This window comes from Mesorhizobium sp. P5_C1, assembly GCF_054049815.1.
On the sequence record NZ_JBFULQ010000192.1, the window covers coordinates 1 to 9,680 of the forward strand.

Here is a 9,680-nt window from a genome sequence, read left to right on the forward strand (position 1 = left end):
TTGTAGGTCAGTTCGACCAACGGTGCTTTTTCGTTGACGCCGCTCTCCTCGTCTTCCGGTGCGGCCAGGAAGATCAGCGTGAAGCGGCCTTGCTCGTTTTCGTATCGGCGCACCTCCTTGAGGCCGAGCTTGGCGCAGTAGAAATCGAGCGAGGCGTCGACGTCGGCGACGCGGACCATGGTGTGCAGATAGCGCATGTGATTTCCTCGATGAATTGCGTTGCGGCGCAACATAGGGTCGACCCGCTCAAAGGGCAATCGTTCGGCATTGCGCAATGCCGGCAAAGAACAAATCCGGTATTCCCCCAAAAAAGGCACGTCAGGTCTTGCACACACCGGAAGCCGCGGTGTTAATCTGGTGTCAAGAATCAGTTGCGGTGTTCTTGAAAAATAAGGGGGCATTGTTATGGGGGAAAAGGCCTCTTTCACGGGGCGGAACGGAACCCTTGGCGACGCCTTGCATCGTGACGAAGGCGGCGATGCTGCCGATCTGCTCGAAGTCGCTGGCGCCATCAAGTGGTTCGATGTGGCCAAGGGCTACGGTTTCATCCTTCCAGATGACGGCATCTCGGGCGACATCCTTCTCCATGTGACATGTCTTCGAAAGGACGGCTTCCAGACGGCCCTGGAGGGCGCACGCGTGGTTTGCCTCGTCAAGCAGGGCGATCGCGGATTGCAGGCCTTCCGGGTGCTCTCCATGGACGTCACCACCGCGGTCCATCCTGCCGAAATGCAGGAGCAGCGCACCCATATCGCGGTGACGCCGGAAAGCGGCCTCGAACGCGCTTTGGTGAAATGGTTCAACCGCACCAAGGGGTTTGGTTTTCTGACCCGCGGCGAGGGCACCGAGGACATCTTCGTCCACATGGAGACCTTGCGCCGTTACGGCATCACCGAGCTTCGGCCGGGGCAAGTCGTGCTGGTTCGTTTCGGGCGCGGCGACAAAGGCCTTATGGCCGCCGAGATTCACCCCGACATGGGGACCTTGCCGGTCTCGCACTAATTCAGTCGCCCAAAAGTGGCCCATCCCGACAGATCGGGATGGCGCTCTATCTCCTCTTTGTTTGACCATGATCTCTGGACACGCGGTTTCCGTTTGTCCGAGAAAATCGGTTCCACTTTTCGGGATCGTGGTCTAATGCATGTCGCCCAAAGGCATGCCCACGAGCCTGATCCGAGGCGACGTGCTCCAGGACAATTTCCGGCCGAGGATTTTGAATGGCTTACAGGAACTGGCTGACGGCGGGTGTGTTGTGCGCCATTGTCGCCGTGGTCGTGGCCGCAGGTGCTTACTTCTATTCCGACCGGCCGACCGCGGCCGACAGCCGGGCGATGATCCTTCCTGTCGATCCGGCGCCGCTGGTTGTGGTGACGAAAGGCGGCGATCGTTCTTTTTCCATCGAAGTCGCCAACACCGCCGCGGAGCGCGAGGCTGGGCTGATGTACCGCCAGGACATGGCGGACGACCATGGCATGTTGTTCGTCTTCGATATCCAGCAGCAGGTTGGCTTCTGGATGCAGAACACCCCGATGCCGCTTGATCTGATCTTTGTCGGCCAGGACGGTAAGATCCGGGCGATCAAACACGGCGAGCCGCAATCCGAGGCCATCATTTCGCCTGGCGTGCCGGTGCGTTTCGTGCTGGAGCTCAAAGCGGGCACCGCCGCCAGGAACGGCATCGAGTATGGCGACCTTTTACGCCATCCGGCCGTTGGCACGGCGTCTGGTCCGGGCGTGCCGCCATCGGACAATGGCGATGCGCCCAACGGCGGTGCCGGTTGAGCGCGCAGGCGGGATCGCTGATGCAGGTTTTCACCCATGACGGCTTTGATCTTGCCTTCCTCGACCGCCAGCCGGCGTCGGGTGAGGGCGATCCGGTGCTGATGATCCATGGCTTTGCCTCGACCCACTATGTCAATTGGGTATCGCCGGGCTGGTTCAAGACGCTGAACGATGCCGGTTACCGAGCCATCGCCTTCGACAATCGCGGCCACGGATCGTCGTCGAAGAGTTATGACGAGGCCGATTACACGCCGGACAAGATGGCTTCGGATGCCGCCGCCTTGCTTGGCCATCTCGGTATCGAGCGCGCCCATGTCATGGGCTATTCGATGGGCGCGCGCATCGCCGCGTTCCTGGCGCTGTCCGATCCGGACAAGGTGGCGACGCTGGTCTTCGGCGGCCTCGGCATCGGCATGATCGACGGCGTCGGCGATTGGGATCCGATCGCCGCGGCCCTGCTCGCCGACGATCCTGCGGCAACCAGTCATCGGCGCGGGCGATCGTTTCGCGCCTTCGCCGACCAGACGCGCAGCGACCGCCGGGCGCTGGCCGCCTGTATCGCCAGGTCGAGAGAATTGCTGAGCGAGGACGATCTTGCGCGCATTGCCCAGCCGACGCTGATCGCCGTCGGCACGACGGACGATATTGGCGGCTCGCCCGACGAACTCGCGGCATTGATGCCGAACGCCAGGGCCTTTCACATCGAGGGCCGGGACCATATGCTGGCGGTCGGGGACAAGACCTTCAAGCAACGTGTGCTGGAGTTCTATGCCGAAAATCCGCTCTGAGCGGACGGCGGCGCGGGCGTAAGGGCCGCCAACGAGCGCGCCATGTTCAATCTGGCCTGCGGCTCGAAGCGCCGGCGAAACTCTTCGGTGTGGAAGATATGCGGGCGGGCGAGGAAATTCTTCAGGACCGCGCTGCGGCCCGCCCGCCACATCGGCTCCTCAACCCAGTGATATTCGCGCCGCACAGCGCGTTCATAGGCATCGAAGGCATCCGGCGCAGCACCCAGGATTGACAGATCCATGTCGAGGAAAAGACTGGCATCCCGTACTGTCGTCGGGTCGTCATACAACGGCAGTTGGTGGGTGGCTGTAGCGACGATCATCGCCGAGATGCGGTCGAGGCGCCCGGCTTCAGCCCGGCCCGCGAGCTTCTTCTCGGCAAGGGCGGCACTTTGGATCTCATTGTCCTTGGCCTTGCTGTCATAAATGGCATCGTGGAACCAGATCGCCGCTTCGACGGCTTCGGGATCGCCGAGCAACCCTCGATACTCGCCCGCCAGGCCCAGCATCGCCTCGATATGGGCAAGGTCGTGATAGTGGCGGTCTTGCGCGGCGTAGCGCGCCGAAAGCTCACTTTTCAGCGCGTCGTCGATCAAGGGTTCGTTTCCAGAAACGGCGTCACTATCCACCCGATGAAATACTCCCGGCATCCTGGGCCAAAACACGGCCTAGCGGAAGGCGTCGGGGAGTCATGGTGCCGCAGCCGATTGACCAATTCGCATGATGGCGGGAAGCTGCTTGGCATGAGCAGGATCCACACGGTCACCGGCTCGGACGCATGTTGTCATTTTCAAAGCACTCAAACCCAAGGAGCCTGACATGACCACCGCAACCGAGACCCCGAGACCGGGGACTATCGACATGAAGCTGGAGGCCGTCATCATTTCCGTTTCGGATACCGATCGGGCCAAGCGTTTTTATGGCGGCCTAGGCTGGAGGCTGGACGCCGACTTCATCGTTGGCGATGCGTTTCGCGTCATACAGTTCACGCCCCCGGGTTCGCCATGCTCGATCCATTTTGGCAAGGGTCTCACGACCGCCGCGCCAGGCTCGGCAAAGGGTCTTTATCTCGTGGTGTCGGATATCGTGGCGGCGCGTGCCGAACTGGTGGCGCGCGGGGTCGATGCGAGCGAAGTGTTTCACCGTGCAGGCCCCGGGCAGCCGCCGATCAGCGGCAGAGATCCGGAGGGGCGCAGTTATTCCTCCTTTGCCTCGTTCAGCGACCCGGACGGCAACAACTGGCTGCTGCAGGAGATCACCCAGCGATTGCCTGGGCGTGTGGATGCGCACGACACGACATTCACCTCATCGACCGAGCTAGCCGCAGCGCTGCGGCGTGCGGCGGCCGCGCATGGCGAGCACGAGACGCGGACCGGCGGACAGCGCGATGAAAACTGGCCCGACTGGTATGCCGAATACATGGTGGCCGAACAGGCCGGCAAGCCGCTRCCGACTTGACCAGCGGCCATGGTAGCGCGGCGCCATCGACGTCGCGGTTCACTTGGGCTCGCAGGCCATCTGATCGCCATGCTTTGCGCCCGGCCAAGCGCGGAAGGGTCGCTAGTTCGGCGCGTCGTCGATCAAGGGTTCGTTTTCCATGGCCGCTTGAATTCCCGCGAACCAAATCCATTTGACATTGCACTAAGGAAAATTGAGTTCAATCGTGCTATGATCTGGCTTATATGTGCGGCCCGACAAGGCGAGCACAACAGGCCAGCCCGGCAGGACGCAGGACGAGACGGCGATGAACAGCATCAGCATTTCCCGACAGAGCGCATTGCAGCCGGTCGATCCGATCTGGCGCTCGATCCGCGACGAGGCGATGGAGGCGGTCAACCGCGACCCTCTGCTTGCCGCGTTCCTCTATTCCACCATCCTCAACCAGGACAGCCTGGAAGAGGCGGTCATCCACCGGCTGGCCGAGCGGCTCGACCATCAGGACATCGGCTCCGATCTCATCCGCCAGACCTTCAAGTCGATGCTGGCCGACGACAAGGACTGGCCGACGACCGTGCGCGTCGACATCCAGGCCTATTACGACCGCGATCCGGCCTGCGACCGCTTCATCATGCCGGTGCTCTATTTCAAGGGCTTTCACGCCATCCAGACCCATCGGCTGGCGCATTGGCTGTGGAAGCAGGGCCGCAAGGATTTCGCGCTCTATCTGCAGAGCCGTTCGTCCTCGGTCTTCCAGACCGACATCAACCCGGCCGCCCGCATCGGCAAGGGCATCTTCATCGACCATGCCACCGGCCTCGTCGTTGGCGAGACCGCGGTGATCGAGGATGATGTGTCGATCCTGCATGGCGTGACGCTGGGCGGCACCGGCAAGGCCGGCGGCGACCGTCACCCCAAGATCCGCTACGGCGTGCTGATAGGCGCCGGTGCCAAGATCCTAGGCAACATCGAAATCGGCCATTGCTCGAAGATCGCGGCAGGCTCGGTGGTGCTGTCGCCTGTACCGCACAACAAGACGGTTGCCGGCGTGCCGGCCCGGGTTGTCGGCGAGACGGGCTGCGATCAGCCGTCGCGCCAGATGGACCAGCTTCTGCCGTCGCAGACGATGGATCAGGTCGTCAGCTTCGACATCTGATTTTCATCTGCCCGCTGCCTGCGGCCGGGTGCCGGCCGTGGGAAGGAGCGGGCGGTTGTTCCCGTGTTATCGGGCCGCTTGCCTTTACATCGCCATTGTCGACGTGCCAGAAGCGCGTTCGAACGAGCAAGCCCGATGATCGGAGAAGACTGTTGAAGCCCGACGAAATCAGAAAGCTGGACGCCTATTTCAAGCGCGTCTTCCAGAACCCCAAGCTCGAGGTCAAGGCACGGCCGCGCAAGGAAGATTCGGCCGAGGTCTATGTCGGCGACGAGTTCCTCGGCATCGTCTTCAAGGACGAGGACGACGGCGACTACAATTTTTCGATGGCGATCCTCGACATCGACCTGGCCTGAGCCAGCAATCCTGGGCTCGGCCGGCTCCGCTTCGAATGCGGCCGGCCAGCCCGGTTTCCCCTCCTAATGTCCTCTTTTCAGGAAGCGCGCGGCTTGGCCGGCGATTGCCGCGTCGAGCGCCTGCCAATCACCCAGGAACTCCCTGGGGAAGCGATAGGTGAGGCTGAGTTCGTCGCCGACCTGGATGTCGCGCTCGCAGGGCGCCAGCGATTCCTCGGCACTCGGCCCGCTCAGGCAGCGGGCCACGAACGGGTCCTTGCCAGGACGCCTGCCGACAACCAGCACCTCGTTCAGGTAGCCTGATTTCTCGTTGAAGCCGTACACCGTCGTGCCGCCGGGGCCAGCAATGCCGGGTTGGATGATCAACGCGCTGTAGATTGGCGCGAAGCGGCCGCTCATGTCGCGCGACATCATCTGCTGTTCGAAGGACAGGAAGATGATGTTCCTGCTCGCTCCCATGTGATTGAAATCGTCGCGCGCCGGCTCGCTGTAGCCGTCCATCTGGGGATAGCGCAGATAGAGGTCGAGCCGCGAGGCAATGCCGTCGCGCCGGGCCTGGGCGAAACGGATGACGTTGGCCGGCACCGCGATGACATTGTTGCCGATCACCACCTGATGGATCGTTGCGTCGTCGGTGTATCCGGCCATGGCGATCGAATGGCCGAACCATTTGCCGGCAAGGCTGATCGCTACCGACAGCAGCGCCAGCGCCGCGAATGCGTAGAACACCCGCTTCATCAGCATGGAATCGACCACGGTGAGTTGGGGGCCGTCGGTGATCGCTGCCTGCTTCATCTCAGTCCTCGGATATCAGCCGTCCGCCCTTGGGTGTCCTTGGGCGGCACACATCGCGCGGCACGGCTCTTGCAGCCTTCATGGAACGACTGTGCAATTTCATGGTAAATGGAACGTAAAGATGGGCACGCTGGAACTCACCGTATTCGCTTTTGTCGTCGGGATGACAGCCTGCGGGCTGGCTGGATCGATGATGGAACTGGTGTCGGGCCGCAAGGTCGCTTTCACTGAGCCTTACGTGTCGCCGTCGCATCTGCTGCGCTCGCTGCTCGCCACCGCTTGTGCGGGCCCCTTCATGTTGGTCAACGACGCCCTCGATGCCCGGCGTGAGCGCCGCATTTCGACCTTGGCGCTGATGTCCTGCGGCTGCACGGCCATCGCCTGGTCGTTGGCCCTGGGCGTCGTCGTGCTTGCCATTGCCTCCTGGACGATCGGTCTCCTAGGCTCCAGCCTTCCAGGCTGAGACGATTCGGAGACCGAAAATGCCGCTTTACGCGATCGATGGAACGGAGCCGAGCTTCGCGGATGCGGACTCAAACTGGATCGCGCCCGATGCGACGCTGATCGGCGACGTGCGCGTCGGCCGCAATGCCGGCTTCTGGTTCGGCGCCGTCATCCGCGGCGACAATGAGCCGATCGTCATCGGCGACGACACCAATGTGCAGGAACACACGGTCATGCACACCGATCCCGGCTTTCCGCTGACCATCGGGCAAGGCTGCACCATCGGCCACCGCGCCTTGCTGCACGGCTGCACGATCGGCGACAACAGCCTGGTCGGCATGGGCGCCATCGTGCTGAACGGCGCCAGGATCGGCAGGAATTCGCTGGTTGGCGCCGGCGCGCTGGTCACTGACGGCAAGGAATTTCCGGACAATTCACTAATCGTCGGCTCGCCGGCCAAGGCGGTGAGGGTGCTGGACGAGGCGGCCGTTGCCAGACTGCGCGGCTCGGCCGCGCACTACGTCGCCAATGGCAAGCGCTTCAAGGCGGGACTGAAGAAGGTTTGAGGCGAGCCCTCGCTCGCCGACGGTTTCATCGTGCCCCAACTCACCGTCGGTTGGAGTTGCGCCTGGYCATCGCATCGTGCAGCAAGGAAGCGCCTGCTTCAAAGCCGGCAATGTCGGCTTCCTGTGCGGCTGTCCTGTAGTCATCGATGCGGGTTTCGAGCGCGGGGTCGGCGCCTGCAGCCAAAAGCAAGCCGATCGCCTCGACGCTCCGGACGGCCACCGAATAGTGAAGCGGCGTCCAGTCGTTCACGCCACGCATATTGGGATCGGCGCCACCCTCGATAAGCACCCGCACGATTTCCAGTCTGTCGGCCCGGTCGGTGGATAGCGCCGCAATGATTGCCGGAAATCCACCGTGATCCTGATAATTCGGATCCGAGCCTGCATCCAGCAAAGTCGAGATGAATCCTAAGGGGCTCCAATAGATTGCATACTCCAGCGGATGCCCGAGGCCGAGCTCGAACGGCATGCGCTCGTCGAACCAGCAGGGCGAGCCGCCCAAGGCCACGCCGAGGCCCTCGAAATCGCCGGCCTTGAAGGCATCGTCGATCGCCTTGAACAGACGATGGCGCTCGCATCGATCTTCCGGGATTTCCAACATCGCCGTGATCCAGAAGGCGAAACCAACGGCCTATAGTGCCTCGATCTCCTGCCCGTGGAAAGGCGGTCTTGATGTTCTGACGCGATTGGGGTCGATGGGACCTATGACCCTCTAGGCATCGCTAAGCGGCTTTCTTTTTTACCTTCTTCCCAGCAGTAGGCTTGGTCCGTATTCTCATGGCTCCGCCCTGGACTTCGATTTCAAATGCGTCTGTATTCCTCACCAGATCGCTCAGTTTGCTGAAACCGTAGCTGCGGGGATCAAAATCTGAAAACAGGTTTGATAGCCGTTGTCCGAAGGTTCCGAGATGTACCCAACCATCCTCGCCTTCCATCTGGCCTATGACCTTCTTGAGCATGGGAATCGCGGCACTGGGCAATTGAAGCGGCTTGGCTGCGGGCGCACTATCGTGAGTGTTTGCGGTGCCGCGTAGAAGGTTTTCGGTATAGACGAAACGCCGACATGCTTGCCGGAAACTTTCCGGCGTTTTCTGCTCCCCAAACCCGAACACGTCGACGCCTTGTTCGCGTATGCGCGCAGCAAGCCGGGTGAAATCACTGTCGGAAGAGACCAGGCAGAAACCGTCGAAACGACCGCTGTGAAGCAGGTCCATGGCGTCGATCACCAGTGTGATATCGGACGCGTTCTTCCCGATGGTGTTAGCGAATTGCTGCTGCGGGATAATCGCATGCTTTGACAAGACATCAGCCCATCCCTTCGACCGGACGTTTGAAAAGTCACCGTAGATGCGGCGGACGCTGGCTTCGCCAATCTTCGCGATCTCCTCGAACAGGCCGTCGACAATCTTGGCCGAAGCGTTGTCGGCGTCGATAAGAACCGCAAGGCGCGGTGATCGGGGTTCGGTCGGCATGCGACACTTCCTGGGCTGACGCACTCTCGAGTTTCGAACTTTAGCTGGTGAAACCATCACCACCGCGGTTCGCTACTCTGCCGTTGTAGCAGAAGTGAGCCGCAAACCGAAATCTAAGCTGTTGGAATTGTGCCTTTATCGGGGTTTCAAAAGGTTGTCCCAGAAATGGCGGAGCCGGCCCGGGGACGGGGCCGGCTCCTTTGACCCGGTCGTTGGGGACGGGGAGGGTGGGGACTCGACCGGGTTTCTCCTGAAGCGGTCGCCTTCATGCGACGCGCTTGACCTCTAGTTTATGCATGTCGCTCAAAACCGGGGCCACTTTTGAGCGACATGCATTAGCGGACGCTGGCGACCGCGTCGGAGCGGCCGTCGTTTATCGTCACCCAAACACCGGAATTCTGGTCTGACTGGCGCTTGAGGTAGGTGTAGTCCGTGTCCGTCCAGGCCAGCACCTTGGTTTCCAGATTGTCGAGGATGAATTCCCCAAGGCTGGTGCGCACGGTCAGCACCGCATGGCCATCGCCATTCGGCTGGCGCGCGACAGTCATCAGCAGATTGCCGGCCGGCACGCCCGCATTCAACAATTCGCGACGCTTTTCCAGCGCGTAGTCCTCGCAATCGCCATAGCCATTGTCGGGATAGGCCCAGTATTCCTCGGCACCGTAATTCTCCATGTCGGTGCGCGGCTTGACCCTTGCGTTGACCGAATTGTTGATGCTGACGATCGTCGCCCACAATTTGCGGGTCAGTTCGACCGGCGGGCCCTTGGGCGTCCGTTCGCTGCATTCGCCAGGTATGCGCTGGCAGAATTCATAATGGCCGACAGGCTGCGTGGTGCGTCCGCCGGTGTGCATATAGGCCGGTCCCGCGGCATATGCTGATCCC

Annotated in this window: 14 protein-coding genes; 8 read left to right on the top strand and 6 right to left on the bottom strand. The window is 61.7% G+C overall.

What is annotated here, in order from left to right; translation table 11 throughout:
• Positions 1–197: VOC family protein (locus tag ACXJ7R_RS16595; protein WP_457152786.1), on the bottom strand; the 197-nt coding region annotated here is incomplete at its 3' end.
• 208 nt (positions 198–405) lie between these two features.
• Here ACXJ7R_RS16595 and ACXJ7R_RS16600 point away from each other — a divergent pair.
• From ACXJ7R_RS16600 to ACXJ7R_RS16610, 3 genes are all read left to right on the top strand, one after another.
• The gene (locus ACXJ7R_RS16600) at positions 406–1,002 is read left to right on the top strand and encodes a cold-shock protein (protein ID WP_457152787.1); all 597 of its coding nucleotides are present in this window, start codon (positions 406–408) and stop codon (positions 1,000–1,002) included.
• 215 nt (positions 1,003–1,217) lie between these two features.
• Positions 1,218–1,781 (top strand): DUF192 domain-containing protein, encoded by a 564-nt coding sequence (locus ACXJ7R_RS16605; protein ID WP_457152788.1) that lies wholly within the window; start codon positions 1,218–1,220, stop codon positions 1,779–1,781.
• Between the two features lie 20 nt (positions 1,782–1,801).
• Positions 1,802–2,569 carry an alpha/beta fold hydrolase gene (locus tag ACXJ7R_RS16610; protein WP_457152796.1) on the top strand — a complete coding sequence of 256 codons (768 nt, stop codon included), beginning with the start codon at positions 1,802–1,804 and terminating at the stop codon, positions 2,567–2,569.
• Here the strand turns inward: ACXJ7R_RS16610 and ACXJ7R_RS16615 are convergent.
• The gene (locus ACXJ7R_RS16615) at positions 2,548–3,219 is read right to left on the bottom strand and encodes an HD domain-containing protein (RefSeq protein ID WP_457152789.1); all 672 of its coding nucleotides are present in this window, start codon (positions 3,217–3,219) and stop codon (positions 2,548–2,550) included. The genes ACXJ7R_RS16610 and ACXJ7R_RS16615 overlap by 22 nt on opposite strands.
• A gap of 169 nt (positions 3,220–3,388) precedes the next feature.
• On the opposite strand from ACXJ7R_RS16615, the gene ACXJ7R_RS16620 reads away from it, so the two are divergent.
• The 3 genes from ACXJ7R_RS16620 (at position 3,389) to ACXJ7R_RS16630 (ending at position 5,518) form a co-directional block, all read left to right on the top strand.
• Positions 3,389–4,027 (top strand): VOC family protein, encoded by a 639-nt coding sequence (locus tag ACXJ7R_RS16620; protein ID WP_457152790.1) that lies wholly within the window; start codon positions 3,389–3,391, stop codon positions 4,025–4,027.
• Positions 4,028–4,313: 286 nt separating this feature from the next.
• A complete protein-coding gene (cysE, locus tag ACXJ7R_RS16625; RefSeq protein ID WP_095091679.1) occupies positions 4,314–5,162 on the top strand; it encodes a serine O-acetyltransferase in 849 nt (282 codons plus the stop codon).
• 152 nt (positions 5,163–5,314) lie between these two features.
• Positions 5,315–5,518 carry a DUF3126 family protein gene (locus tag ACXJ7R_RS16630; protein ID WP_006200852.1) on the top strand — a complete coding sequence of 68 codons (204 nt, stop codon included), beginning with the start codon at positions 5,315–5,317 and terminating at the stop codon, positions 5,516–5,518.
• Between the two features lie 63 nt (positions 5,519–5,581).
• On the opposite strand, the gene ACXJ7R_RS16635 is transcribed toward ACXJ7R_RS16630, so the two are convergent.
• Positions 5,582–6,313, bottom strand: coding sequence for a hypothetical protein (locus ACXJ7R_RS16635; protein WP_457152791.1), 732 nt, complete (start codon positions 6,311–6,313; stop codon positions 5,582–5,584).
• 121 nt (positions 6,314–6,434) lie between these two features.
• Between ACXJ7R_RS16635 and ACXJ7R_RS16640 the strand changes: the two genes are divergently transcribed.
• Positions 6,435–6,776 (top strand): DUF6949 family protein, encoded by a 342-nt coding sequence (locus tag ACXJ7R_RS16640; RefSeq protein WP_457152792.1) that lies wholly within the window; start codon positions 6,435–6,437, stop codon positions 6,774–6,776.
• A 19-nt stretch (positions 6,777–6,795) separates the two neighbouring features.
• Entirely contained in the window at positions 6,796–7,323 is a 528-nt protein-coding gene (locus ACXJ7R_RS16645) for a gamma carbonic anhydrase family protein (protein WP_457152793.1), read from the top strand.
• 40 nt (positions 7,324–7,363) lie between these two features.
• On the opposite strand, the gene ACXJ7R_RS16650 is transcribed toward ACXJ7R_RS16645, so the two are convergent.
• The 3 genes from ACXJ7R_RS16650 to ACXJ7R_RS16660 all read right to left on the bottom strand — a co-directional run.
• Positions 7,364–7,924 carry an ankyrin repeat domain-containing protein gene (locus tag ACXJ7R_RS16650; protein ID WP_457152794.1) on the bottom strand — a complete coding sequence of 187 codons (561 nt, stop codon included), beginning with the start codon at positions 7,922–7,924 and terminating at the stop codon, positions 7,364–7,366.
• A gap of 121 nt (positions 7,925–8,045) precedes the next feature.
• Positions 8,046–8,795 carry an NYN domain-containing protein gene (locus ACXJ7R_RS16655; protein WP_095090723.1) on the bottom strand — a complete coding sequence of 250 codons (750 nt, stop codon included), beginning with the start codon at positions 8,793–8,795 and terminating at the stop codon, positions 8,046–8,048.
• Positions 8,796–9,130: 335 nt separating this feature from the next.
• Positions 9,131–9,680 (bottom strand): transglutaminase-like cysteine peptidase (locus tag ACXJ7R_RS16660; protein ID WP_457152795.1); only part of this gene is annotated, 550 nt, incomplete at its 5' end.

Bases quoted from the DNA above. Each gene is read 5' to 3' on its own strand.
- ACXJ7R_RS16600 (WP_457152787.1), top strand. From the start codon at position 406: ATGGGGGAAAAGGCCTCTTTCACGGGGCGGAACGGAACCCTTGGCGAC.
- ACXJ7R_RS16605 (WP_457152788.1), top strand. From the start codon at position 1,218: ATGGCTTACAGGAACTGGCTGACGGCGGGTGTGTTGTGCGCCATTGTC.
- ACXJ7R_RS16610 (WP_457152796.1), top strand. From the start codon at position 1,802: ATGCAGGTTTTCACCCATGACGGCTTTGATCTTGCCTTCCTCGACCGC.
- ACXJ7R_RS16615 (WP_457152789.1), bottom strand. From the start codon at position 3,219: ATGCCGGGAGTATTTCATCGGGTGGATAGTGACGCCGTTTCTGGAAAC.
- cysE (WP_095091679.1), top strand. From the start codon at position 4,314: ATGAACAGCATCAGCATTTCCCGACAGAGCGCATTGCAGCCGGTCGAT.
- ACXJ7R_RS16635 (WP_457152791.1), bottom strand. From the start codon at position 6,313: ATGAAGCAGGCAGCGATCACCGACGGCCCCCAACTCACCGTGGTCGAT.
- ACXJ7R_RS16640 (WP_457152792.1), top strand. From the start codon at position 6,435: ATGGGCACGCTGGAACTCACCGTATTCGCTTTTGTCGTCGGGATGACA.
- ACXJ7R_RS16645 (WP_457152793.1), top strand. From the start codon at position 6,796: ATGCCGCTTTACGCGATCGATGGAACGGAGCCGAGCTTCGCGGATGCG.
- ACXJ7R_RS16655 (WP_095090723.1), bottom strand. From the start codon at position 8,795: ATGCCGACCGAACCCCGATCACCGCGCCTTGCGGTTCTTATCGACGCC.